Raw genomic sequence first — 22060 nt, forward strand, 5'->3', positions numbered from 1 at the left:
GCGGGGCGTGCATTCCGCGAAGCGCGTTGCCAGACTGACCGGTATGGGACTGCGCAGCGAAGCTTGGTTCGACAACCCCGCCGACCCCGGGATGACCGCGCTCTACCTCGAGCGGTACATGAACTGGGGCGTCACCCGGGAGGAGCTGCAGTCCGGCAAGCCGATCATCGGCATCGCGCAGACCGGCTCCGACCTCACCCCCTGCAACCGGCACCACCTCCAGCTCGCCCACCGGACGCGCGAGGGCATCCGCGAGGCCGGCGGCATCGCCATCGAGTTCCCGGTGCACCCCATCCAGGAGACGGGCAAGCGCCCGACCGCGGCGCTGGACCGCAACCTCGCCTACCTCGGCCTGGTGGAGACGCTCTACGGCTACCCCATCGACGGCGTGGTGCTCACCACCGGCTGCGACAAGACCACCCCGGCGTGCCTGATGGCCGCCGCGACCGTCGACCTCCCGGCGATCGTGCTGTCCGGCGGCCCGATGCTCAACGGCTGGTACAACGGCGAGCGCACCGGTTCCGGCACGATCATCTGGAAGGCGCGGGAGCTGCTCGCCGCCGGCGAGATCGACGACGCCGGGTTCATGGAGCTCGTCGCGTCGTCCGCGCCGTCGCCGGGGCACTGCAACACGATGGGCACGGCGTCCACCATGAACGCGCTCGCCGAGACCCTCGGGATGAGCCTGCCCGGCTGCGCCGCCATCCCGGCGCCGCACCGCGACCGGGCGCGGATGGCCTACCGGACCGGGCTGCGGATCGTCGAAATGGTGCGCGAAGACCTCAAGCCGTCGGACATCCTGACGCGCGAGGCGTTCGAGAACGCCATCGTGGTCAGCTCGGCCATCGGCGGCTCGACCAACGCCCCCATCCACCTCGGCGCGATCGCCCGGCACATCGGCGTCGACCTGCCCCTGGACGACTGGCAGCGGCTCGGCCACGGCGTCCCGCTGCTGGTCGACCTGCAGCCCGCGGGCAAGTACCTCGGCGAGGAGTTCCACCGCGCGGGCGGCGTCCCGGCCGTCGTGCACGAGCTGATGCGGCACGGGCTGATCCACGAGGACGCGCGCACCGTCAACGGCCGCACCCTCGGCGACAACTGCCGCGACGCCGAGGCCGGTGACCGGGACGTCATCCGGACCTTCGACACCGCCCTCACCCCGGACGCCGGGTTCCTGGTGCTGAAGGGCAACCTCTTCGACGCGGCGATCATGAAGTCGAGCGTGATCTCGCCGGAGTTCCGGCGGCGGTACCTGGCCGGCGGCGTCTACGAAGGCACCGCGGTCGTGTTCGACGGCCCCGAGGACTACCACGCCCGCATCGACGAAGAGGACCTCGGCGTCGACGAGCATTCGCTGCTGGTGATGCGCGGCACCGGCCCGCTCGGCTACCCGGGCTCGGCGGAGGTGGTCAACATGCGGCCGCCCGCGGCGCTGATCAAGCGGGGCGTGCACGAGCTCCCCTGCCTCGGTGACGGCCGCCAGTCGGGCACCTCCGGCTCGCCGTCGATCCTCAACGCCTCCCCCGAGGCCGCGGCGGGCGGCGGGCTCGCCGTGCTGCGGACCGGCGACCGCGTCCGGATCGACCTCGGCGCCGGCACGGCGGACGTGCTGATCTCCGACGACGAACTCGCGCGGCGCCACCGGGAACTGGCCGAGGCGGGCGGCTACCCGGTACCGGAATCGCAGACGCCGTGGCAGGAGATCCAGCGGTCGATGGTCGACCAGCTGTGCGACGGCATGGTGCTGCGTCCCGCCGTGGCGTACCAACGCATCGCGGCGACCAAGGGGATTCCCCGCGACAACCACTGAGTTTCCCGCTTCGGCGAGCGGGAAAACGGGTATCCAGTCCGATAGCCGAGGCGAGGAGGCCCCCATGCTCCCGGATCGTGAACGCCACGCCCTGCGCGAGATCGAGGCCGAGCTGCGGGCGAGTGACCCCGCGTTCGCCGCCGCCTTGAGCGGCCGCAACCTGCGCTCGCCCAGGCGGTGGAGCCTGCTGCTGGTGCTCTGCGACATCACGGCCGCGGTGATGCTGGTCGTCGGCCTGTTCGCCCGGGACGCCGCGCTCGTGTTGTGGGGCACGGTGAGCGCGGGCGCGCTGGTGGCCTGGCACATCGCCCGCGCCGAGTCGGCCCGTGAGTCCACTGAGGACGATGCCGCCCCGGCGGCGGGCTCCCGCTGACCCGCACCGCGCTGTTCCCCTGACCCGCACAGCACTACGGCCGCCCCCGGAACTCGCGCCGGTGGCGGCCGTAGTGCGCCGGAGGTCGCTCAGTCGTAGGACAGCGCCTCGACCAGCTCGCCGGCGCTCGGGTTCGACAGCGCCCTGGCCACGTCGGCCTGGGCGACGATGCCGACGAGGTCGTGCCCGTCGATCACCGGCAGCCGGCGGACGCGGTGCTCGGACATGGTGCGCAGGATCTCCTGGGCGTCGTCGTCCGCGCCGATCGTCACCACTTCGCCCTGGGCGAGCTCGCCGACGTGGAGCGCGCGCGGGTCCTTGCCCTCGGCCAGCACCTTCACCACGATGTCGCGGTCGGTGATCATGCCCTTGAGCCGGTTGTCCTCGCCGCAGATCGGCAGGGCGCCGACCCCCTTCTGCGCCATCGTGACCGCGGCGTCGTGCACGGTGTCGGATTCCCGGGCGCAGGTCGCGTCCGACGTCATGATGTCGCGTGCGGTGGTCATCGTGAACTCCTTTCTCTGGACGGCTTCCCTGCGGCTACCCTGGCCGGGCACGTTTACCCGTGGCGGGGACGGGGAATTTCCCGGCACATGCCGGATTCCCGCGGTGCCGAGCCGCCGGACACCACCGACCTCGACCGGTTGCGGTCGGCGGCGTCCGGCTGCCAGGGGTGCCACCTCCACCAGGACGCCACGCAGACCGTCTTCGGCGAAGGCTCGGCCGGAGCGAAGGTTCTCGTGGTCGGCGAGCAGCCGGGCGACAAGGAGGACCTCGCGGGCGAACCGTTCGTGGGTCCTGCCGGGAAGCTGCTGGACCGTGCCTTCGAAGAAGCCGGCTTCGACCGGGGCGCCCTGTACGTCACCAACGCGGTCAAGCACTTCAAGTTCAAGCGCGACGAACGCGGGAAGCGCCGGATCCACCAGAAGCCGGGCCGCACCGAGGTGGTCGCGTGCCGCCCGTGGCTGCTCGCGGAGCTGCGCGCGGTGCGCCCGGAACTGGTGCTGCTGCTGGGCGCGACGGCCGCGCAGTCGTTGCTGGGCCCGAAGTTCCGGCTGACCGCGCACCGGGGCGAGCCGCTGGCGCCGCCGGAGGAGCTGGCCTGGCTGATGCCGTCGGCCATCGCGACGGTGCACCCGTCGGCGGTGCTGCGGGCCCCGGACCGGGACGACGCCTACGCGGGCTTCGTCGCCGATCTCCGGGCCGCGGCCAAGCTGCTCGGGTGAGCCGGCCCGCTCACGACGCCTTCAGGGCCTTTTCGAGTTCGGCGCGCGTCATCTTCGACCGGCCCTTGACCCCCTGCTCGCGGGCCAGCTTGTCCAAATCGGACTTCGAAAGCGCGGACAGCTCGGGCTTCTTCGCCGCGGCCTTCTTCTTCGGCTTCGCGCCACCGCCGCCGCTCTTGCGGTTCTTGACACTGCGGTTCTTGACACTGCGCGACAGCGCCTCGAACAGGTCCACGACGTCGGCCGAGGGCTCCGGCTCTTCCTCGTGGGCGATCTCCTTGCCCGCTTCCTTCGCCTTGATCAGCTCTTCGACGCGCTTCGAGTACTCGTCGCGGTAGTCCTCGGGCTTCCACGGCGCGGTCATCTCGTCGACCAGCGCGAGCGCCATGTCGAGCTCCTTCGGCCGCGGCTTCGGCAGCTGCGGCAGCCGGCCCATGACGTCCTTCGGCTTCCGCAGGTCGGCGACGAAGTGCAGCGTGTTGAGCACCATGACGTCCTCGCCGGCGCGAACGGCGGCGAGGTATTCCTTGCCGCGCAGCACGAACTTCGCGACGCCGGCCTTCTCACTGCGGTCCATCGCCTGCAGCAGCAGGCCGTACGCCTTGGCGAAGTCCTCCTTCGCCGGCTTGAGCCAGTACGTCTTGTCGAAGAACCACGGGTCGATCTCGTCGAGTTCGACGAACTGCTCGATGTCGATCCGGCGGGACCGTTCCGGCGCGATCTCGTCGAGTTCGTCCGGTTCGACGAGCACGTGGTCACCGCCGCCGAGGTCGTAGCCCTTGACGATTTCGTCCTGGGTGACCTCCTCGCCGGTCCGCTCGTTGACGCGGCGGTTGCGGATCCGGTCCGACGTGCCGCGTTCGAACTGGTGGAAGTGGATCGTGTGGTCGGCCACCGCCGGGTACAGCTCCACCGGCACGGTGACCAGCCCCAGGCTCAGCGCGCCGCTCCAGACCGGTCGGGCCATGTCGTCCTCCCCGCCCTCAGGCGACGTCGCTGCTGCGCTGCCCGGTCCGGTGCAGGCCCAGCATCTCCAGCAGCCGCGCGCAGTCCTCGGGGTCCTTCGCCCGGGCCGCCACGGCCAGCGCCGCCTTGCGGCGCGTGCGCACCTGCTCCGGCGAGTCGCCGCCGTCGACGAGGAGGTCCGCCACCGGCCGCAGGTCGTTGCGCTTGTCTCGCATGTCTCGCTCCCCTCCGGCAATCCGTTCGCGGGCGGGTTACCCAGGATCATCGCAGGCAACACGGCCGTAACCGAAGATCCGATCCCGCTAGGCCGAACGAGTGAATTCAGCCAGGTGCGGCCCCGGACACGGGCAAGGTGGTGAGACCCACGTCACAGCAGGAGGCCGGATGGGCACCCAGCTCCGCATCAGCCGCGAAGACGGCTCACTGCCCTGCGAGGTCTGCGGCTTCCCGACGATGCACGTGGCCCAGGTCGTCGCCGACGACGGCACGATACTGGGCCGCACCCTGGTCTGCACGACGTGCCAGCGCGGCAAGCACCGCCCGGAGCCCGCGCCGGCGCCGGCGCCGGTCGAGTCCGAGGCGCCCCCGGACGAGGTGCCGGCCGGCTAGCGACCTCACGCCGTGGTCGCCACCGCCGCCACGAACTCCGCCGCCACCTCGTGGAGCTTCCGGTTGCCGTCCTGCGAACGCTTCACCAGGCGCTGGAAGGCTTCCTCCGCGGTGATCCGGTGCGCCGCCATCAGGATGCCCTTGGCCTGGTCGATCACGGCGCGGGTCTCCAGCGCGCGGTTGAGCTGGTCGACCAGTTCGCGGGCCGCGAAGTACCGCCGCGCGCTGCGCAGGCCGATGACCACTGTCGCCGTGTACAGCTCGAGGATCTTGGTGCCCAGCTCGCTGAAGCCGTGCTCGCCGAACCCGAAGAGGTTCACCGCACCGGACATGTCCTCGTCCACGGTCAGCGGCGCGGCGAGAAAACTGGCGACGCCCAGCTGCTCGGCCGCCGTGACGAACTGCGGCCACAGGTCCCCGACCGCGCCGACACCGACGCGGACGGGCTGGCCGGTCTCGGCGGCGCGCAGGCACGGCCCGTCGCCGATGCGGTACTGCTCGCGGTCGAAGTTCACCGCCCGCTGGTCGGTGCTGGCCACCGTCTCCGGCACGCCGTCGCGCACCAGGGTGATGCTGGCCATGTCGGCCCCCGGCACCACCTGCACGACGTGGTCGCAGACCGCCTGGAGCATCTGGCCGAGGTCGAGCTCGCTGTCCAGCATCGCGGTCAGCGACTCCATCGCGAGCGTGACTTCGTCCAGCCGCGCGCTGAGCTGCTCATGGCCGCCCGTCATCCTGGTGACGCCCCTCCTCTTCCGACAGGGCGCTCTCAACCAGGGGGGACCCGGGCGCGCGCCACTAGTGGGCCGCTAGCGCTTTAACGGGTCCAGCGCGAGATTACTGCATCGCGATCAGGCCGGGCACGAGCGGTCACCACCGCGGCGCGCCGCACGCCCGTTCGGAGCAACGACGGTTGCGAGCCGTGGGCGCAGGGTTAGGCTCGGTGGCACGGTTCAACCAGCAGCCGCTTCGAACCCCGAGCGCGGCGCTGCGGCCGCGCCGCACCAGGACGGTGGCGAACCGGCATGAACCTTCCCCGCTCCCGGCATTCCGGCCTGCGGCTGCGCACGACGTGGCCCGCTCCCCACGCGGTACTGGTGACCGCGCGCGGCGACCTCGACAGCGCGACGGCGGCCGACCTGGCCTCGCTGCTCTCCGACCGCCTGTGGGCGACGCCGGAGCAGCTGGCCGTCGACCTGTCCGAAGTGGACTTCCTCGGCGTGGCCGGCGTCCGGGTGCTGTTGCACGCGGCGCTGCAGGCCGAGCAGGGCGGCACCGACCTGCTCGTGGTCACCGGGGCCGACCCGACGGTCCGGCGGGCCCTCGAGGTGACCGGGGCGGACCGGCGCCTCGCCCTGACCGACCGGCGGCCCGCCCCCGCGCGGGCCTGACCGCATCCGGCGCGCGCCGATCACGCACGCAGCGCCGAGAGCAGCTCCTTCTCGGCGAAGTCGAGGAAGCCTTCCTGCTGGTCACCACCGATCTGGACGAGTGCCACGTCGGTGAAGCCCGCCTTCCCGAACTCCTTGACCGCCTCGGCGATCGGCTCGACGTCCGGGCCGCACGGGATCGAGCCGGCGACGTCCTCCTCGCGGACGAACTGGGTCGCCCCGGCGAACCCGGCCGGGCCCGGGAGCTCGGCGTTGACCTTCCAGCCGCCGGCGAACCAGCGGAACTGCTCGTGCGCGCGCCGCACCGCGGCGTCGCGGTCGGTGCCCCAGGAAACGGGCAGCTGCCCGACCTTGCGGCTGGGGGCGCCGCCCAGCTTCGTCGCGTCCCACTCGCTCGACAGCTCCGCCTTCGGCTCGACGGCGATCATCACGTCGGCGACCGGCGCGAACCGCCGGACCGACTGCGAACCGGACACCGCGACACCGATCGGCGTCCGCTTCTCCGGCAGGTCCCACAGCTTCGCCGAGTCGACGCGGAAGTGCTTGCCTTCGTAGTCGAAGTAGCCGCCGTCGAACAGGCCGCCGATGATCTGCACGGCCTCGGCGAGCATTTCGTGCCGCACGTTGGCCGGCGGCCAGCCCTGCCCGATGACGTGCTCGTTGAGGTTCTCCCCCGCCCCGAGGCCGAGGGTGAACCGGCCGCCGGAGAGCGCCTGCACGGTGGCCGCCTTCTGGGCCACCACCGCCGGGTGGTAGCGCATGGTCGGGCAGGTCACGTAGGTCATCAGCTCGGCGCGCTCGGTCACCTGGGTGACCGCGCCCAGCACGGCCCAGGCGTAGGGCGCGTGGCCCTGTTCGGCCAGCCAGGGCGAGTAGTGGTCGCTCATCACCTCGAAGTCGAAGCCGGCCTGTTCCGCCCCGGCGGCGTACCGGACCAGATCGCCCGGGCCCGCCTGCTCGGTCATCAGGGTGTAGCCGATCCGCATCGGCGCCTCCTTCCGCTCGGCTGCTTTCGGGGGTTCCGGGTGGCGGAGCCCCCGGCCTGGGGCGAAGCCCCGGTTGGCACAGCTTGGCGCATACCCGTGGGCGGCAGCCGGTAACCACCCACGACCGGGACGTTTACGCCGTGATCGAGCGGGTACCCACCGCGCGAGACGAAGGGAGCCGGCATGCCTCAGTCGTGGAGCGGCAAGCGTGAACGCCAGTACGAGCACATCAAGGACTCGGCCGAGGACCGCGGCGCGAGCACGAAACGGGCCAAGGAGATCGCGGCCCGCACGGTGAACAAGAACCGCGCGCAGTCGGGTGAGTCCCGGCAGGCCAGCAAGACGTCGCTGAAGGACAAGTCCCCGCAGCAACGCGGCGGCGAGCGGTCCGGCAACCGCAAGGGCCCGGGTGGCCCGACGAAGGACCAGCTCTACAACGAAGCGAAGAAGAAGAACATCGACGGCCGCTCGAAGATGACCAAGAAGGAACTCGAACGGGCGCTGGGCCGGTGACCATACCCGAAACCCCTGATCACGAAGTGTCAGCATTACACCGGATGGGTAGTAGTCCCCGTATGGAAGAAACTCGAAGCGACGGCTCGTTCGGCGCGAAGCCGACCGTCGACGAGCTGCTCGACGAACTCGTCGAGCTGCGCCTCCCCGCGATGGCGGAGCAGATCCCGCTGGTCCGGATGCTCACCCACGGAGTGGTCTCGCGCGCGGACTTCGGGCTGGACGCGATCGCCGACGCCAAGATGGCCGTCGACGAGGCCTGCGCCCAGCTCGTCCAGCTGGCCGAGCTGGGCGCGCAGTTGCAATGCCGCTTCCGGCTGGCCCCCGACGGCCTGCACGTCATCGTGTCCACCCGCTCGAGCGACCCGCGGCCGCCGAGCGACCGCACGTTCGGCTGGCACGTGCTGACGACGCTCAGCAAGTCGGTGACCGCGCACTGCGACGCATTGCCCGGCGGGGGTGCGGGCATCGTGACGATCGAGCTGGTGCTCAACCCGGGAACGAGCGCGTGAGCAGCGAGCGCAAAACCCTCCTCCACCGCCCGGACGAATATGCCCACTGCGAACCCCTGTTCGAGGAGCTGGTCACCCTCGACGCCGACGATCCACGGCGCGAGGCCGTCCGGGGCAAACTGGTCACCGGGCTCCTTCCGCTGGCCGAGCACATCGCCACGAGGTTCTCCGGCCGCGGCGAGCCCCGGGAGGACCTGGTCCAGGTGGCCCGGATCGGCTTGATCAACGCGGTCGACCGCTTCGACCCCACCCGCGGCCACGACTTCCTGTCGTTCGCGGTCCCGACGATCATGGGCGAGGTCCGCAGGCACTTCCGCGACACGGGCTGGTCCGTCCGGGTCCCCCGCCGCCTGAAGGAGCTGCACCTGTCACTGAGCCAGGGGTCGGCGGTGCTTTCCCAGAGGCTGGGCCGCGCCCCGACGCCGACCGAGCTGGCGGAGCACCTGAACCTGGACGTGGACGAGGTCCGCGAGGGCCTGCTGGCGGGCAACGCGTACCAGGCACTCTCGGTCGACAAGCCGGTGCACGACGACGCGGAGGCGCTGTCCCTGGCGGACACCATGGGGGAACCGGACCACGAGATGGCCATGGTGGAGAACCACGAGGCCCTCCAACCCCTGCTCCAGGAGCTACCCAAGCGCGAGCGAGCAATCCTGGTAATGCGCTTCTTCGGCGGCTTGACCCAAACCCAGATCGCCGACCGCGTGGGCATTTCCCAGATGCACGTATCCCGCCTGCTGTCCCAGACCCTGGAGCAGCTGCGCGGAAAACTGACCGGCGAGGGCTGAGGCGGAGAGAAGGCCAGCAGCCGGGCAGCCGAGCCGCCTCCACAAGCAACCGCCGGCACACAAAGGCAAGCCTCGGCCACCCCGCCTCAGCCCCACTGGCAACAAGGCAAGCCCTCGGCCACCCGCCTCAGCCCCACCACACCCCAACACCAGCCCCAGCCACACCCCCACAACCACCCGCCAGCGCCCCTCCGGCCGCACCCCAGCGCCACCCCACACCCCCCGCCAGCGCCCCTCCGGCCACACCCCCCTGCCGACCCGATACGCAGCCGCCTCAGCGGCCGACAGGCCGTGTCAAGGCACGCTTTCCCGCCTTGACACGGTCTGGCGGCCGTTGAACAATCCGGCGTTCGGGCCGGCGGGGACCACCCGGCCGCATGTTCGGCCAGCGGAAACCACTCAGCTGCACGTTCGGCCGCCCAGGCAGGACCAGCCAGGGATCACCCCAGCCACCCAGGCCGATCCCCCTTCCGAACCCGCCGCCACTCCCCCAAGAATTTCTCCCGAAGCAACGCCCCCCGCCCGGCATACCCGGCATAAAGCATCCCGAAGGTAAAAGTGTTCTGCCCCTCACCGTGCCCGGCAATGGCAAGATGATGCAGCACATCCCGCCCCACAACGCTGTCCTGGTGCTCCCCCAAGGTCCCCTGAACAGCCTTCACATTCTTCCGCCAGGCCCGCAGCTTCTTCCCGTAAACCGGCTTGACCGTATCGGCGGCATACCGAGCCCGCTTGGCCTTCTTGCGAACACCATGAAGAGCCCGCTCCAGCTCCACCCCGGTCAGCCCACGAGCAGCCGCCTCCGCACGGTGCAGCTTCCGAGCGGCCTTCCGCACCGGTTTCCGCAACCCCGCCTTCGCCGGCTTGCGAGCCGCAGCCGTCAACGGCGGCTCCTCCACCAGAGCGTCCAGCGCCCGGAGCAGCCGCAAATAACGCCGGGAAGTCAACGCGGCCAGCGCACGGGTCCGCCCTTCCTCGGCCTCGCGGGCGAAGTGGCGGGTCAGGAACTGCCGCAGCGGCCCGAACACGAGCTCCGAAGGCACCTCGTCGAGCTGTTCGCGCAGCCGCTGTTCGGTGACCTCCGTGTCCCTGGCCGGCGACAGCTCGCGGCCCAGCCACTGCAGCTCGGCCACGACGGACGCGGTCTCCTTCCCGTCGACGACGGATCCGAAGGTGCGAAGCGTGCTCCGCAGCTTCCGGATCGCGACGCGCATCTGGTGCACCGAATCGTCGACGTCCAGCCGCACCCCGACGTCCGCGCGGCGCAGCCGTCCGTAGTGCTCGTGCAACGCCGTCAGCACGACGTGCCCTGCGGACGGCTTCTTGCCGAGCCGGGGCGGCGCCGCGACCCGGTCGCCGATCAGGCGGCGCAGCTTCGACGGCCACGGCGACGCGGAAGCGCCGGCCGCGGTCAGCGCCCGGTCGAACTCCTCGAGCAACCGCGGGTCGGCCCCGGGGTCGAGCTCGAGTTCCAGCTCGCGCCACTCGTCGAGGCGCGCGGTGGCACCGCCGGCCTCGCCGGTCACGTGGTCGTCGGTCAGGGTCGCGATGGTACGGCCGTCCGCGGCGGCCAGCCGGTGGGCGAACCGGTCGGTGCGCAGGTGCGCGATCGGCACCAGCTTCTCCCCCAGCGTGTACGCCTGCACGAGGCGCCGGAGCCGCCCGGGCACCTTGTGCGGGTCGCCGCCCGGCGGCAGCTGCAGTTCCTGCCGCTCGTCGGCCGACACCGGCAGTTTCAGGTGCCAGCCCGCGTCGGGGCCGCCGACGCGCCGCCGCAGGGTGATGCCGCTGCGCGCCAGCCGGAACGTCTCGGTGTCGTAGTAGGACGCGTCGAGGACGTGCTCCACCGGGTCGTCCTGGGTGTCGACGCCGGCGACGCCGACCAGGCGGGGCACGCCGCTGCCCGCGACGATCTCGTACTTGCGTTCGCGCTCGATCACCCGCGACGGCGCTGCCATGGTTCGTCCTCCCTGTGGCCGGGTTCGCCCGTTTAGTACCCGTGGGGCGCGCGGCCGACACGGGATTCGGCGCCGGGCCAGCGGGTATCCCCTGCTACGAACCCGAGCCCGGACCAGGAGAGTGCATGAACGGCAAGCAGCCCGCAACCGACCTGACGACCGTCCTCGAAGGCGACCACCGGGAGCTCGACCGGCTCTGCACCGAGCTCGAGCTCGGCCAGGGCAGCCCGGAGAACCGCAAGGACCTCGCCGATCACCTGGTCGCGGAGCTGATCCGGCACGCCGTCGCCGAAGAGCCCTACCTCGACGGCGACGGCGACCTCGCCGAAGCGGACCGCCTGATGCGCCGGCTCGAAGGCACCGGACCGCAGGAGCCGCGGTTCGAGCGCCTGCTGGGCGGGCTGATCCGCGCCGTCCGGCGGCACGTCCGCGAGGAGGGGCCGGCGGCGGTGCGCGAGATCCGGCGCACCTGCTCCCCGGAGAAGGAGGCCGAACTGGGCCGGGAGGTGCTCGAAATCCGGGAGCAGGCGCCGACGCTGCCGCACCCCGACCTCGCCGACCGGGTGCCACAGGCCGACCAGCTGTGGCCGGGACCGGGGTTCGTCGACCGGGCCCGTGCCGCCCTGCGCGCCCCGGCATCGGGTTGAATGGGTCTCTCGGCCGCACCGATCCGGAAGGACAGCGAGCACCCATGAGCGTCGGCGAAGAGGAGTGGGCCCGCGACCGGGCGTGGTTCGGGCAGGACGGGGAACCGGCGCCCGGGCCGCTGTCGCGGCAGTTCGCCGACCTCACGCGGACCCTGCTCGACATCACGCCGACCGTCGGCGGGGTGCTCAAGCTCGTCGTGGGGGCCGCGGCCGCGCTGATCCCGGGCGCCGACCTGGTCAGCGTCACCCTGCGGGACTCCGACGGCACCTTCCACACCCCGGTCGAAACGGACCCCGTCGCCGAGCGGCTCGACCAGGTGCAGTACGACCACGGCGAGGGCCCGTGCGTGGAGTCCGCCCGTCCGGACGGGCCGGCCGTCGGCTGGTCGCAGGACCTGGGCCGGGACCCGCGCTGGCCGGCGTTCGGCCCGGCCGCCGCCCGCCACGGCTACCACTCGGTCCTGGCCACCGCCCTGCTCCCGGACGCCCGCCCGCCGCGGCTGTCCGGCGCCCTGAACGTCTATTCGCGCACGCCGGGCGCGTTCGACGCGGGGGCGATCGACGTCGCGCTGCTGCTGGCGACGCACGCGTCACTGGCGCTGGCCCACACCCAGGCCGTCGCCTCGGCCGAGCTGGAGTCGGCGCACCTGCGCCGGGCGGTCGACAGCCGCGACGTCATCGGCCAGGCCAAGGGCATCCTGATGCAGCGCCGCGGCATCACCGCCGACGAGGCCTTCGACGTGCTGCGCCGCGCGTCCCAGGACCTCAACGTCAAGCTCGCCGACCTGGCGAAGACCCTCGCCTCCCGGCACACCGAAGTGGATCTCCCGGCCTCCGAAGGCTGACCAGGAGAAGCCGCGGGAGCGCAGCTTTCGCGTGAAAGCTGCGCTCCCGGGGTGCGGTCGTGCTACGGGGCCGTGTACGGGGACCGGTTCTCCAGCGACGGGCTGGCGGTCGGGTACCGGCCGTCCTGGCCCGGCACCGGCGTCACCGTCGCGCCCTGCTGCTCCGCCTCCACCCGCGGCCGGGGGCCGCGCTGGACCACGGCCTCGACCTCCTGCTCCCCGCGGATGCGGGCCAGCACACCGAGGGTGATGGCGTGGGCCAAGGCGAGGATCAGCAGCAGCACGCCGATCCGCCCGACCACGCCGGGCAGGTCGCTGCCGCCCATGTCGATGGTCGAGATCAGGGCCAGCACGCCCAGCGTGGCGAGGTGGAACAGCACCGTGACCAGGCGGGTCATCGAAGCGCCCGCCGCCGGGTCGCCGTAGGAGTTCTCCAGGTACCGGCGGCCGCTGCGGTAGATGATCTGCCCGTCTATCAGGACCAGCGCAACGCCGATCGCGAGGAACGACAGGTACGCGTTCGTGGTCATGCCGGACGCTCCTTCCTGGGGGACCTTGCCGGAGGAATACCCGGCAGGTCGCGCAGGGAAACGCCGCCGTCACGGGGTGAACATCCTCACCCGCCGAAGGTGTCCGGGTCCGGCCCGGTGCGGCGGCCTTCGTCGAGCCGGCCGATCTCGGCCATGTCCTCGTCGTCGAGCTCGAAGCCGAACACGTCGATGTTCTCGCGCATCCGGCCGGGCGACGCCGACTTCGGGAACACGATGTTCCCGAGCTGGACGTGCCAGCGCAGCACGACCTGCGCGGCCGTCCGCCCGTGCTTCTCCGCCAGGCCGGTGAGCACCGGGTCGCCGAGGAGCGCGCCCCGCGCCAGCGGGCTCCACGCTTCGGTGGCGATGCCGTGGGCCCGGTGGTACTCGCGCAGCTGCGCCTGCTGCAGCGCCGGGTGCAGCTCGATCTGGTTGACCGCGGGTACCAGGGACGTCTCCTCGGCGAGCCGGTCGAGGTGCGCGGGCTGGAAGTTCGAGACGCCGATCGCGCGGGCCTTTCCCGCGCGCACGATGTCTTCGAAGCCCTGCCACGTCCGGACGTAGTTGTCCTTCGACGGCAACGGCCAGTGGATCAGGTAGAGGTCGACGTAGTCGAAGCCCAGCCGGCGCAGGCTGCCTTCGAGCGCGGTGATCGCGTTGTCGTGCCCGTGCGCGTCGTTCGCCAGTTTCGTCGTGACGAACACGTCTTCGCGGGCGACGCCGGATTCCTCGATCCCGGCGGCGACGCCGGCCTCGTTGCGGTACATCTGCGCCGTGTCGATGTGGCGGTAGCCGGTTTCCAGGGCCGTCCGCACGGCCTGGGCGGTTTCTTCCGGCGGGATCTGGAACACGCCGAACCCGACCTGCGGGATCCGCACGCCGTTGTTCAGTTCGAGCACCGGAACGTCGGCAGTGGTGGTCGTCATGCCTACCGCCTACCCGGCGGTCCCCGGACGTGAAACGCGGCGGGGCGGGTGATCCCCGCCGCGCCGCGACACTTCACCCCGGACGGGTGACCCGCGGTGTCACCGCCCCGGGCGGTCCACGTCACCGCGCCAGCCGCCGGTCTCCCGGCCGCGCTGCTCGATGAACTCCTTGAACCGCTTGAGATCGCCCTTCACCCGGCGGTCGAGCACGCCGAGCTTGTCGGCGACGTTCTCGGCGAAACCCTCGGGATCGATGTCCATCTGCGCGGTCACCCGCGTGTGCGAGTCGTCGAGCCGGTGGAAGGTGATGACGCCGGCGTGGTCCGGCCCGGAGTCCGACGTCCAGGCGACCCGCTCGTCGGGGTGCTGCTCGGTGATCGTCGCGTCGAATTCGCGCGTCACGCCACCGAACCGCGTCACCCAGTGGGTGTGGGTGGCGTCCACCTGCCGGATTTCTTCGACGCCCTCCATGAACTGCGGGAATTCCTCGAACTGCGTCCACTGGTTGTACGCGGTGGAAACCGGAACTTCCACGTCCACGATTTCGGTGATCGTGCTCATGCACTCCTCCTCGTCGATGGATGGTGCCTGTCGTTGAGGGCACCCAGCGGTTACCCGGTGCCAGCACGGTCAAACCCGGCGCGATTGACCCCCGCCACGGCCGGGTACCCGGCGGCCAGGCAAAGGAGGTGTTCGGTGATCGAAGAGGCAAACAAGACACCGGCGGCCGACCGTTCGGTCGGCGAACTGGTGACGGACCTGACCGACGAGGTCAAGCGGCTCGTCCGGGACGAGATGCGGCTCGCGGTCTTCGAACTGCAGCGCAAGGGCAAGAAGATGGGCCTCGGCGCCGGGTTGTTCGGCGCGGCGGGGCTGTTCGCGTTCCTCGGTGCGGGCACGCTGGTCGCGGCGGCCGTGCTGGCCCTCGCGCTGGTCGTGCCCGGCTGGCTGGCGGCGGTGATCGTCGCGGTCGCGCTGTTCGTCGTCGCCGGGATCGCGGCGCTGGTCGGCAAGAAGGAAGTGACGCAGGGGGTGCCGCCGGTGCCCGAAGAAGCGATCAGCGGCGTCCGCGAAGACGTGGACACCGTGAAGCAGGGGGTGCGGACATGAGCGGGGACTTCCCGAAGAACGCCGAGGAGGCACGGCTCGACCGGGACGCCACCCGGGAGGAGCTCACCGAGACCCTGGAGGCGCTCGGGCAGAAGCTCGACGTGAAGACCAGGGTCAAGGAGAACGTCGACGAAAAGCTCGACCAGGCGACCGCGAAGGTCGCCGACGTGACCAACGAGCCGACCGCGGTCAAGTTCCGCCAGGGCGCCGACGCCGTGCGGGCCAACCCGGTGCCGGTCTTCGCCGGCGTGCTGGGCCTGCTGATCCTGATCCGCCTGATCCTGCGCCGGAGGAACCCGTGAACAAAGCGCTCTACAAGCCGCTGAGCTGGGTGGTGGGTGCCCTGGGTGGCATCCTCGCCGGCCAGGTCTTCAAGCAGGTCTGGAGCCGCGTGGCCGGTGAGGACGACGCTCCCGACGCCACCGACCGCGATTACACCTGGCGGCAGGTGGTCATCGCGGCGGCGGTGCAGGGGGCGATCTTCGGCGCCGTCAAGGCCGCCACCGAACGAGCCGGTGCGGTGGGGTACCGCAAAGCGACCGGCGACTGGCCGGGCGACGACTGACTGCCGACGTCATGAATGTCCACAGTGGACGGCGGGGAGGCGTGGCCGCGCGGCGGTCACGCCTCCCGGCCGGGTTCGGGACCGAGACCGGCGAGCGCGGCGCCGACGCGCGGGTGGATCTTCAGCACCAGGTCGGCGCCGGTCGCTTCGAGCGAACGGGTGACGGCGTGGCCGCCGAACACGACGGCGAGTTCGGTGCGGGCGTCCGCCTGCAGCAGCGACCGGACCCCGGCACAGCTGAGGAAGGCGACCCGGGTCAGGTCGACGACCAGCCGCCCCTCGATGGCGAGGGCTTCGTCGAGCGTGCCGACCGTGGCGGCGTCGATGTCGCCGACCAGCGTGAGCACGGTGATCCCGCCCGGTCGATCGGTCTTGGTGACGGTGAGGCCGGACGGTTCGTAGATCGTGCGGAAACAGTCGTACATTGGGGCGCTCCCTTTTTTCAGCGGTGCAGGGGCGCTGACCGGAGCACGTGTCTGAACAACAGCCAACACCCCTGACCGTACGCCCCTGCGCCGTGAGGTCAACCCTGCGGGTTTCCCGGCTCCGACCTCGGGTAATCCGTTCGAGACGGAAACCGGCGCCCGGAAGGAGATCCATGCGTGTCGTGATCGTCGGCGGCGGTTTCGCCGGTTACCACGCGGCGAAGAGCCTACGTAAGGCAGCCGGCGAAGACGTCGAAGTCGTCGTGCTGAACCCGACCGATTACTTCCTCTACCTGCCGTTGCTGCCCGAAGTGGCGGCCGGGATCCTCGACCCGCGGCGGATCGCGGTTTCGATCCCCGAGACCTTGCGCGGGGTCCGCCTGGTCCTCGGCATGGCCACCGGCGTGGACTTCGAAGCCCGCCATGTCACCTACACCGATCCCGAGGACAACGAACACCGGATCGGGTACGACCGGCTGGTGCTGGCCGTCGGCAGCGTCAACAAGCTGTTGCCGATCCCTGGCGTCCCGGAATGCGCGCACGGCTTCCGCGGCATCCCGGAAGCGCTCTACCTGCGCGACCACATCACCCGGCAGATCGAACTGGCCGCCGCGGCGGACGACCCGGCCGAGCGCGACGCCCGCTGCACGTTCGTGGTGGTCGGCGCCGGCTACACCGGCACCGAGGTCGCCGCGCAGGGTCCCGCGTTCACCGCGGCGCTGGCCGCGCGCCACCCCGAGCTGGCCGGGCAGCGGATCCGCTGGCTGCTGCTCGACGTTGCCGAACGGGTGCTGCCGGAGCTCGACGGGCGGCTGGGCCGGACGGCCGACGAGGTGCTGCGTGCCCGCGGGGTCGAGGTGCTCATGAAGACGTCGGTCGACCACGCCGACGCCAAGGGCGTCACGCTGACCAACGGCGACGCCGTGGCCACCCGCACCCTCGTGTGGTGCGTCGGCGTGCGGCCGGACCCGCTGGTGGCCGACCTCGGGCTGCAGACCGCCAAGGGCAGGCTCGTGGTCACCGAGCAGCTCAACGTACCCGGCCGGGACGACGTGTTCGCCTGCGGCGACGCGGCCGCGGTGCCCGACCTCACCCGTCCGGGCCAGTACACGGCGATGACCGCGCAGCACGCCGAACGGCAGGGCAAGCTCGCCGGGCGCAACGTGGCGGCCTCGCTCGGGTACGGCCGCCGGGGCACCTACCGGCACCACGACCTCGGCTTCGTCGTCGACCTCGGGGCCGGCGCCGCCGCGGCGAACCCGCTGCACGTCCCGCTGTCCGGACGGCCGGCGAAGGCGGTGACGCGCGGCTACCACCTGATGGCGATGCCGGGCAACCGCGTGCGCACGGCGGCCGATTGGGCCCTGGAGGCACTGACCGGCCGCCAGACCGTCCAATTGGGACTCGTCCGCTCCGGCGCCGTGCCGCTCGACACCGACAGCCCGGAACTCCCCCGTCGCTGACGTCTTTCGTGAAAGGACTTCCCAATGCCCGCCGAACCCGAACCCGTCCGTTCCGAAGGCCCGTCCGTGGTGACCGCCGGGGACCCGTCGGGGCCCAAGGTGATCGTGCTCGACCCGGCGGGTGCCGCGAAGCACGACGAGCTGCCCGCGACCTGGCGGCCGCTGGCGGACCAGCGGGCGGTGTTCTGGTGCCGGGTGCCCGCCGGCGGCGCCCTGACCGAAGCCGACGACCTCCTCGGCGACGCCGGGCCCGCCGACCCGGAGATCGCCGTGGTGGCGAGCGGTCCCTTCGCGGCGGAGGCGCTGCAGCTCGTCGAGCGCCACCCGGGCGCGGCGACCCACCTGCTGCTGGTCGACCCGGCCTCGGACGCGTTCCTCGCCGCCGGCGACGCCGCCCAGGCCAACGACGCCTGGCTGGCGGAGCACGAGGACGTGGTGACGAAGCTGCGCGAGGCGGGCACGGACGTGCAGGTCGTGGCGTCGAGCGGCGAGAACCCGGACGACCGGGTGCCGCCGCCGCTGCCGCTCGGCCACCCGGAGGTGGTCACGGCGGTGCGCTCGGCCCTCGGCCTGGCCTAACCGGCCGGGCGGCGGCCGAGGTCCACGAAGGCCCGCACCACCGGGGACACCGAGCCGGCCCGCCAGGCCAGGCCCAGGTCGATCCGCGGGGGCGGGTCTTCGAGCCGCCGCAGCACCACGCCGCGGCGTCGCAGCGCCCGGGCGCGGTGTTCCGGGACCGCCGCGAGCCCCGCTCCTTCCGCGACCGCACGCATCAGCTGCTCGTCCTCCGGTTCTTCGCGGACGATCGGCGGCAGCCCGCCCGGCCAGACCTGGCCGCTGATCGCGTCGTACTGGCCGGGACCGTTTTCCCGCGGCCAGAACACCACCGGCTCGGCGGCGATCGCCGCCCGCCGCACCCGGCCGCGGCGGCGGGCGAGCGGGTGGCCCGACGGCAGCGCGAGCAGGACCTCCTCCGACCCGACCACCGCGACCTCGATTCCCGCGGCGGTGACCGGCGGCCGCACGAACCCGACGTCGATCTCGCCGGCCGCCAGCCGGGCCAGGTTCAGGCTGGTCCAGCCCGTCTCGAGGGCCAGCTCGACGTCGGGGAACCGCGAGCGGTACGCCGCGACCAGGTCGCCCGCCTGCGGACCGGGCGCCGACCGCGTGTAGGCGATCCGCAGCCGCCCGGTGTCGCCCCGGCCGGCCGCGGTGATCGCGCCCCGGGCCCGGTGCAGCCGGTCGAGCAGGCCCCGTGCTTCGGCGGCCGCCACGCGCCCGGCGTCGGTCAACGTGAAGCGCGGGCCCGTGCGGTCGAGCAGCGCGACCCCCAGCTCCGCCTCGAAGGCGCGGATCTGCTGGCTCAGCGACGGCTGCGACACGAACAGCCGGGCGGCCGCCTTCGTGAAGTGCATCTCCTCGGCGAGCACGGCGAAGTAGTGCCATCGGCGCAGGTCCACCCAGCGATTATAGGGCGCTCCTATGCCTTGATCGGGACGAAGTCTTGGACCCGACGCGCCGCCCGCTGCTGTCCTGGATCCCGTGACCACGACCAGCGCGCCCCTGACCCGCACCGACCGCAAGCTGCTCGCCCTCGCCGCCGCGGCGGAGCGGCGGCTCGCCGCCCCGATGGCCGGGTTCGTCGACCTCACCACCGTCCGGGACGCCGTCGAAGACCTGTCGACGGCGTTCGCGCCGCTCGGGCGGGTGCAGCACACCGTCGCCGCCAAGGCGTGCGGTCTCGCGCCGCTGCTGCGGTTCCTCGGCGGCCTCGGGATCGACGCCGAGGTCGCGAGCCCGGGCGAAACGGCGGTCGCCGAAGCCGCGGGCCTGCGCGGCCCGCGGCTGGTCCTCGACTCCCCCGCCAAGACCACCGCCGAGCTCGCGCACGCGCTGGCCGAGGGCACCGCCGTCAACGCCGACAACTTCCAGGAGCTCACCCGGCTCGACGCACTGGTCGGGGCGACCCCGCCGCGCTCGGTGCTGGGTGTGCGGATCAACCCGCAGGTCGGCGCCGGCCGGATCGGTGACACGAGCACGGCGACCGCGATGTCGAAGTTCGGTATCCCGTTGCGGGACAACGGGAACCGGGCACTGCTGCGCGAGGCCTTCGCGCGCCGGCCGTGGCTGACGCGGCTGCACGTCCACGTCGGCTCGCAGGGCTGCCCGCCGGAGCTGATGGCCGACGGTGTCGCCGCGGTGCACGAACTCGCCGAGGAGATCAACGCCGACGCCGGCCACCGGCAGGTGACCAGCCTCGACCTCGGCGGCGGCCTGCCGGTGGACTTCACCTCCGATGAGCCGGGCCCGGCCTACGCGGACTACGTCGCCACGCTGCTGGCGCGGGTCCCGTCCCTCGCCGACGGCCGCTACGCGTTCGTCACCGAGTTCGGCCGGTCCCTGCTGGCGAAGAGCGGTTTCCTGGTCAGCACGGTGGAGTACACCAAGGTCGCCGGCGGCCGCCACATCGCCGTGACGCACGCGGGCGCCCAGGTGGCGGCGCGCACGGTGCTCCAGCCGGAGCACTGGCCGCTGCGGATCGGTGCGTTCGACCCCACCGGCACACCGAAAACCGGCCCCGAGGTGCCGCAGGACATCGCCGGTCCCCTGTGCTTCGCCGGCGACCTCCTCGCCCGGGAGCGGCCGCTGCCGTTGCTCGAACCGGGCGACCTCGTCGTCGCCCACGACACCGGCGCGTACTACTTCGGCGCGCACTACGCCTACAACACGCTGCCGCGCCCGGCCGTGTACGGGTTCACCGTGTCGCCGCGCGGTGACGTCGAGTTCACGCCGCTGCGCCGGGCGCAGACCCTCGCCGAACTGGTCGCCGACGCGGGCGGCGAATTCCTCGGAGCGCTCCCGGAAGCGTGATCACCGGCGTACGATCCCGGGCAGCCGAGGGGAGGCTGTCATGGGGGCACTACCGCGGTTCGCCGCATTACCGGTCGGGATTGTCGTTGCCGTGCAAGCCGTCGTGCTGACGACGTTGTCCGGCCGCTACGGCTTCCACCGCGACGAGCTGTACTTCGTCGCCGCGGGCCGCCGCCCGGACTGGGGGTACGTCGACAACCCGCCGATCACGCCGTGGCTCGCGCGGGCGTCGACGGCGGTGTTCGGCGAGACGCCGAGCGGCCTGCGGGTGGTCGCGACCCTGCTGGGCATGGCCACCGTCATCGTGGTCGCGTTGATCGCCCGTGAATTCGGGGGCGGCCGCGGTGTCCAGCTGTTCACGGCGATCGCGACGGCGTTGTCGTCCTACGTCCTGGTCGTGTCGCACATGCTGGCGACCAACTCCGCGGACGTGCTGCTGTGGTCGCTGATCGCGCTCTTCGGCCTGCGGCTGCTGCGCACCGGCGACGGCCGGTGGTGGCTCGCCGTCGGCGCCGCCGTCGGGCTCGGCCTGGCGAACAAGTGGCTCGTCCTGCTCCTGCTGTCCGGCCTCGGCGTCGGTGTCGCCGTGGCCGGTCCGCGCCGGGTGCTGCGGACCTGGTGGCTCGCGGCCGGCGTCGGGATCGCCGCCGTCCTGGCCGCGCCGGTGGTGCTCTGGCAGGCGGCGCACGGCTGGCCGATGCTCACCGTGGCCGGCGGGATCAGCGAGGACGACGGCGCCGAAAACCGGCTCCTGTTCGTGCCGATGCAGTTGGTTCTGCTTTCGCCGGTGCTGGTGCCGGTGTGGATCGCCGGGCTCGTGCGGCCGTGGCGCGACCCCGGCCTGCGCTGGGCCCGCGCGCTGGCGATCGCCTACCCGGTCGTCTGCGTGGAGCTCCTGGCCGTCGGCGGCAAGCCGTACTACTCGGTGCCGCTGCTGCTGCCGCTGGTGGCGCTGGGCGCCGAACCGGTGCTGCGGTGGCTGGGCCGGGGCGGAACCGTCCGGCGAGCCCTCTCCGGTGCGGCCGCGGCGGTGTGCGTGGCAGTGTCCGTCCTCATCGGACTCCCGGTGGTGCCGGCGCCGGCGTTGAACGGCCCGTTGCTGGCGATGAACAAGGAGCCGGGCGAGCAGGTCGGCTGGCCGGGCTTCGCCGGCAGTGTCGCCGGTGCGTGGCAGCGCATCCCGGACTCCGAGCGGGACACGGCGGTGATCCTCGCCGGCAACTACGGCGAAGCCGGGGCGATCGAGCGCTACGGCCCCGAGCTCGGGCTGCCGCAGCCGTACTCGCCGCACATGTCGTACGCGGACTGGGGACCGCCGCCGGACCGGCTGGTCGGCCCGGTGCTGCTGATCGGGCGGGTCCGGCCGGGCTCGCCCGCGGCCCGGCTGATCACCGGGTGCCGCACGGTCGCCAAGCACCACAACGCCGAGGGCGTCGACAACGACGAAGACGGTGTCACGCTGTCGCTGTGCACCCTGACGCGGCCGTGGTCCGAGGCATGGCCTCAGCTGCGGCACTACTACTGAGCGCGCGCTACCCTCGGGCGC

28 protein-coding genes are annotated in these 22060 nt (G+C 72.1%); 17 read left to right on the forward strand and 11 right to left on the reverse strand.

Annotation, left to right across the window (positions count from 1 at the left end):
* Positions 1-43: 43 nt before the first annotated feature.
* Positions 44-1810, forward strand: coding sequence for an IlvD/Edd family dehydratase (locus ACWED2_RS38000; protein ID WP_449695353.1), 1767 nt, complete (start codon positions 44-46; stop codon positions 1808-1810).
* 64 nt (positions 1811-1874) lie between these two features.
* Positions 1875-2183 (forward strand): DUF3040 domain-containing protein, encoded by a 309-nt coding sequence (locus ACWED2_RS38005; protein WP_449695354.1) that lies wholly within the window; start codon positions 1875-1877, stop codon positions 2181-2183.
* Between the two features lie 89 nt (positions 2184-2272).
* On the opposite strand, the gene ACWED2_RS38010 is transcribed toward ACWED2_RS38005, so the two are convergent.
* Positions 2273-2689, reverse strand: coding sequence for a CBS domain-containing protein (locus tag ACWED2_RS38010; RefSeq protein ID WP_449695355.1), 417 nt, complete (start codon positions 2687-2689; stop codon positions 2273-2275).
* 87 nt (positions 2690-2776) lie between these two features.
* Between ACWED2_RS38010 and ACWED2_RS38015 the strand changes: the two genes are divergently transcribed.
* Positions 2777-3409, forward strand: coding sequence for a UdgX family uracil-DNA binding protein (locus ACWED2_RS38015; RefSeq protein ID WP_449695356.1), 633 nt, complete (start codon positions 2777-2779; stop codon positions 3407-3409).
* A 10-nt stretch (positions 3410-3419) separates the two neighbouring features.
* Here ACWED2_RS38015 and ku read toward each other — a convergent pair whose 3' ends face one another.
* Both ku and ACWED2_RS38025 read right to left on the reverse strand, forming a co-directional pair.
* Entirely contained in the window at positions 3420-4376 is a 957-nt protein-coding gene (ku, locus tag ACWED2_RS38020) for a non-homologous end joining protein Ku (protein ID WP_449695357.1), read from the reverse strand.
* A 16-nt stretch (positions 4377-4392) separates the two neighbouring features.
* Positions 4393-4590: a hypothetical protein gene (locus ACWED2_RS38025; RefSeq protein WP_449695358.1), complete on the reverse strand. Its 198-nt coding sequence runs from the start codon at positions 4588-4590 to the stop codon at positions 4393-4395.
* 169 nt (positions 4591-4759) lie between these two features.
* On the opposite strand from ACWED2_RS38025, the gene ACWED2_RS38030 reads away from it, so the two are divergent.
* On the forward strand, positions 4760-4984 hold the full coding sequence (locus ACWED2_RS38030; protein WP_449695359.1) for a hypothetical protein: 225 nt from the start codon (positions 4760-4762) through the stop codon (positions 4982-4984).
* Positions 4985-4989: 5 nt separating this feature from the next.
* On the opposite strand, the gene ACWED2_RS38035 is transcribed toward ACWED2_RS38030, so the two are convergent.
* Complete coding sequence (locus ACWED2_RS38035; protein WP_449695360.1) at positions 4990-5718, reverse strand: ANTAR domain-containing response regulator; 729 nt, start codon at positions 5716-5718, stop codon at positions 4990-4992.
* Between the two features lie 291 nt (positions 5719-6009).
* Between ACWED2_RS38035 and ACWED2_RS38040 the strand changes: the two genes are divergently transcribed.
* A complete protein-coding gene (locus ACWED2_RS38040; RefSeq protein ID WP_449695361.1) occupies positions 6010-6375 on the forward strand; it encodes an STAS domain-containing protein in 366 nt (121 codons plus the stop codon).
* A 20-nt stretch (positions 6376-6395) separates the two neighbouring features.
* Here the strand turns inward: ACWED2_RS38040 and ACWED2_RS38045 are convergent, their stop codons facing one another.
* Positions 6396-7361, reverse strand: a complete 966-nt coding sequence (locus tag ACWED2_RS38045) for a TIGR03557 family F420-dependent LLM class oxidoreductase (RefSeq protein ID WP_449695362.1) — start codon at positions 7359-7361, stop codon at positions 6396-6398.
* 183 nt (positions 7362-7544) lie between these two features.
* Between ACWED2_RS38045 and ACWED2_RS38050 the strand changes: the two genes are divergently transcribed.
* From ACWED2_RS38050 to ACWED2_RS38060, 3 genes are all read left to right on the forward strand, one after another.
* The gene (locus ACWED2_RS38050) at positions 7545-7874 is read left to right on the forward strand and encodes a plasmid stabilization protein (protein ID WP_191314474.1); all 330 of its coding nucleotides are present in this window, start codon (positions 7545-7547) and stop codon (positions 7872-7874) included.
* A gap of 62 nt (positions 7875-7936) precedes the next feature.
* On the forward strand, positions 7937-8386 hold the full coding sequence (locus ACWED2_RS38055; RefSeq protein WP_449695363.1) for an ATP-binding protein: 450 nt from the start codon (positions 7937-7939) through the stop codon (positions 8384-8386).
* Complete coding sequence (locus ACWED2_RS38060; protein ID WP_449695364.1) at positions 8383-9174, forward strand: SigB/SigF/SigG family RNA polymerase sigma factor; 792 nt, start codon at positions 8383-8385, stop codon at positions 9172-9174. Before ACWED2_RS38055 ends, ACWED2_RS38060 begins: the two co-directional genes overlap by 4 nt.
* Positions 9175-9614: 440 nt before the next feature.
* On the opposite strand, the gene ACWED2_RS38065 is transcribed toward ACWED2_RS38060, so the two are convergent.
* Positions 9615-11132, reverse strand: a complete 1518-nt coding sequence (locus tag ACWED2_RS38065) for a CYTH and CHAD domain-containing protein (RefSeq protein WP_449695365.1) — start codon at positions 11130-11132, stop codon at positions 9615-9617.
* Positions 11133-11257: 125 nt separating this feature from the next.
* On the opposite strand from ACWED2_RS38065, the gene ACWED2_RS38070 reads away from it, so the two are divergent.
* On the forward strand, positions 11258-11779 hold the full coding sequence (locus ACWED2_RS38070; protein ID WP_449695366.1) for a hemerythrin domain-containing protein: 522 nt from the start codon (positions 11258-11260) through the stop codon (positions 11777-11779).
* A 44-nt stretch (positions 11780-11823) separates the two neighbouring features.
* Positions 11824-12624, forward strand: a complete 801-nt coding sequence (locus ACWED2_RS38075; protein WP_449695367.1) for an ANTAR domain-containing protein — start codon at positions 11824-11826, stop codon at positions 12622-12624.
* A 62-nt stretch (positions 12625-12686) separates the two neighbouring features.
* On the opposite strand, the gene ACWED2_RS38080 is transcribed toward ACWED2_RS38075, so the two are convergent.
* From ACWED2_RS38080 to ACWED2_RS38090, 3 genes are all read right to left on the reverse strand, one after another.
* On the reverse strand, positions 12687-13154 hold the full coding sequence (locus tag ACWED2_RS38080; RefSeq protein WP_449695368.1) for a hypothetical protein: 468 nt from the start codon (positions 13152-13154) through the stop codon (positions 12687-12689).
* 86 nt (positions 13155-13240) lie between these two features.
* Positions 13241-14080 (reverse strand): aldo/keto reductase, encoded by an 840-nt coding sequence (locus ACWED2_RS38085; protein WP_449695369.1) that lies wholly within the window; start codon positions 14078-14080, stop codon positions 13241-13243.
* Between the two features lie 99 nt (positions 14081-14179).
* Positions 14180-14641: an SRPBCC family protein gene (locus tag ACWED2_RS38090; protein ID WP_086853786.1), complete on the reverse strand. Its 462-nt coding sequence runs from the start codon at positions 14639-14641 to the stop codon at positions 14180-14182.
* A gap of 135 nt (positions 14642-14776) precedes the next feature.
* On the opposite strand from ACWED2_RS38090, the gene ACWED2_RS38095 reads away from it, so the two are divergent.
* From ACWED2_RS38095 to ACWED2_RS38105, 3 genes are read left to right on the forward strand one after another with little or no spacing between them, the layout of a single operon-like run.
* Positions 14777-15190: a phage holin family protein gene (locus ACWED2_RS38095; RefSeq protein WP_449695370.1), complete on the forward strand. Its 414-nt coding sequence runs from the start codon at positions 14777-14779 to the stop codon at positions 15188-15190.
* Entirely contained in the window at positions 15187-15492 is a 306-nt protein-coding gene (locus ACWED2_RS38100; protein WP_449695371.1) for a DUF3618 domain-containing protein, read from the forward strand. The genes ACWED2_RS38095 and ACWED2_RS38100 overlap by 4 nt, the downstream gene beginning before the upstream one ends.
* Positions 15489-15755, forward strand: coding sequence for a DUF4235 domain-containing protein (locus ACWED2_RS38105; RefSeq protein WP_086853791.1), 267 nt, complete (start codon positions 15489-15491; stop codon positions 15753-15755). Before ACWED2_RS38100 ends, ACWED2_RS38105 begins: the two co-directional genes overlap by 4 nt.
* 56 nt (positions 15756-15811) lie before the next feature.
* Here the strand turns inward: ACWED2_RS38105 and ACWED2_RS38110 are convergent, their stop codons facing one another.
* The gene (locus ACWED2_RS38110; RefSeq protein ID WP_449695372.1) at positions 15812-16180 is read right to left on the reverse strand and encodes an STAS domain-containing protein; all 369 of its coding nucleotides are present in this window, start codon (positions 16178-16180) and stop codon (positions 15812-15814) included.
* A 173-nt stretch (positions 16181-16353) separates the two neighbouring features.
* On the opposite strand from ACWED2_RS38110, the gene ACWED2_RS38115 reads away from it, so the two are divergent.
* A complete protein-coding gene (locus ACWED2_RS38115) occupies positions 16354-17643 on the forward strand; it encodes an NAD(P)/FAD-dependent oxidoreductase (protein ID WP_449695373.1) in 1290 nt (429 codons plus the stop codon).
* A gap of 24 nt (positions 17644-17667) precedes the next feature.
* Complete coding sequence (locus tag ACWED2_RS38120) at positions 17668-18222, forward strand: hypothetical protein (protein ID WP_449695374.1); 555 nt, start codon at positions 17668-17670, stop codon at positions 18220-18222.
* On the opposite strand, the gene ACWED2_RS38125 is transcribed toward ACWED2_RS38120, so the two are convergent.
* Complete coding sequence (locus tag ACWED2_RS38125; RefSeq protein ID WP_449695375.1) at positions 18219-19103, reverse strand: LysR family transcriptional regulator; 885 nt, start codon at positions 19101-19103, stop codon at positions 18219-18221. The two genes, ACWED2_RS38120 and ACWED2_RS38125, sit on opposite strands and share 4 nt — an antisense overlap.
* A gap of 82 nt (positions 19104-19185) precedes the next feature.
* On the opposite strand from ACWED2_RS38125, the gene ACWED2_RS38130 reads away from it, so the two are divergent.
* Both ACWED2_RS38130 and ACWED2_RS38135 read left to right on the forward strand, forming a co-directional pair.
* A complete protein-coding gene (locus ACWED2_RS38130; RefSeq protein WP_449695376.1) occupies positions 19186-20514 on the forward strand; it encodes a diaminopimelate decarboxylase in 1329 nt (442 codons plus the stop codon).
* Positions 20515-20605: 91 nt separating this feature from the next.
* Entirely contained in the window at positions 20606-22039 is a 1434-nt protein-coding gene (locus tag ACWED2_RS38135; RefSeq protein WP_449695377.1) for an ArnT family glycosyltransferase, read from the forward strand.
* Positions 22040-22060 lie beyond the last annotated feature (21 nt).

Source organism: Amycolatopsis sp. NPDC005003 (assembly GCF_053600695.1).

Excerpts from the sequence above, each read along its gene's own strand:
- ACWED2_RS38000 (WP_449695353.1), top strand. The coding sequence starts at position 44 with ATGGGACTGCGCAGCGAAGCTTGGTTCGACAACCCCGCCGACCCCGGG.
- ACWED2_RS38005 (WP_449695354.1), top strand. The coding sequence starts at position 1,875 with ATGCTCCCGGATCGTGAACGCCACGCCCTGCGCGAGATCGAGGCCGAG.
- ACWED2_RS38010 (WP_449695355.1), bottom strand. The coding sequence starts at position 2,689 with ATGACCACCGCACGCGACATCATGACGTCGGACGCGACCTGCGCCCGG.
- ACWED2_RS38015 (WP_449695356.1), top strand. The coding sequence starts at position 2,777 with ATGCCGGATTCCCGCGGTGCCGAGCCGCCGGACACCACCGACCTCGAC.
- ku (WP_449695357.1), bottom strand. The coding sequence starts at position 4,376 with ATGGCCCGACCGGTCTGGAGCGGCGCGCTGAGCCTGGGGCTGGTCACC.
- ACWED2_RS38025 (WP_449695358.1), bottom strand. The coding sequence starts at position 4,590 with ATGCGAGACAAGCGCAACGACCTGCGGCCGGTGGCGGACCTCCTCGTC.
- ACWED2_RS38030 (WP_449695359.1), top strand. The coding sequence starts at position 4,760 with ATGGGCACCCAGCTCCGCATCAGCCGCGAAGACGGCTCACTGCCCTGC.
- ACWED2_RS38035 (WP_449695360.1), bottom strand. The coding sequence starts at position 5,718 with ATGACGGGCGGCCATGAGCAGCTCAGCGCGCGGCTGGACGAAGTCACG.
- ACWED2_RS38040 (WP_449695361.1), top strand. The coding sequence starts at position 6,010 with ATGAACCTTCCCCGCTCCCGGCATTCCGGCCTGCGGCTGCGCACGACG.
- ACWED2_RS38045 (WP_449695362.1), bottom strand. The coding sequence starts at position 7,361 with ATGCGGATCGGCTACACCCTGATGACCGAGCAGGCGGGCCCGGGCGAT.
- ACWED2_RS38050 (WP_191314474.1), top strand. The coding sequence starts at position 7,545 with ATGCCTCAGTCGTGGAGCGGCAAGCGTGAACGCCAGTACGAGCACATC.
- ACWED2_RS38055 (WP_449695363.1), top strand. The coding sequence starts at position 7,937 with ATGGAAGAAACTCGAAGCGACGGCTCGTTCGGCGCGAAGCCGACCGTC.
- ACWED2_RS38065 (WP_449695365.1), bottom strand. The coding sequence starts at position 11,132 with ATGGCAGCGCCGTCGCGGGTGATCGAGCGCGAACGCAAGTACGAGATC.
- ACWED2_RS38070 (WP_449695366.1), top strand. The coding sequence starts at position 11,258 with ATGAACGGCAAGCAGCCCGCAACCGACCTGACGACCGTCCTCGAAGGC.
- ACWED2_RS38075 (WP_449695367.1), top strand. The coding sequence starts at position 11,824 with ATGAGCGTCGGCGAAGAGGAGTGGGCCCGCGACCGGGCGTGGTTCGGG.
- ACWED2_RS38080 (WP_449695368.1), bottom strand. The coding sequence starts at position 13,154 with ATGACCACGAACGCGTACCTGTCGTTCCTCGCGATCGGCGTTGCGCTG.
- ACWED2_RS38085 (WP_449695369.1), bottom strand. The coding sequence starts at position 14,080 with ATGACGACCACCACTGCCGACGTTCCGGTGCTCGAACTGAACAACGGC.
- ACWED2_RS38090 (WP_086853786.1), bottom strand. The coding sequence starts at position 14,641 with ATGAGCACGATCACCGAAATCGTGGACGTGGAAGTTCCGGTTTCCACC.
- ACWED2_RS38100 (WP_449695371.1), top strand. The coding sequence starts at position 15,187 with ATGAGCGGGGACTTCCCGAAGAACGCCGAGGAGGCACGGCTCGACCGG.
- ACWED2_RS38110 (WP_449695372.1), bottom strand. The coding sequence starts at position 16,180 with ATGTACGACTGTTTCCGCACGATCTACGAACCGTCCGGCCTCACCGTC.
- ACWED2_RS38115 (WP_449695373.1), top strand. The coding sequence starts at position 16,354 with ATGCGTGTCGTGATCGTCGGCGGCGGTTTCGCCGGTTACCACGCGGCG.
- ACWED2_RS38120 (WP_449695374.1), top strand. The coding sequence starts at position 17,668 with ATGCCCGCCGAACCCGAACCCGTCCGTTCCGAAGGCCCGTCCGTGGTG.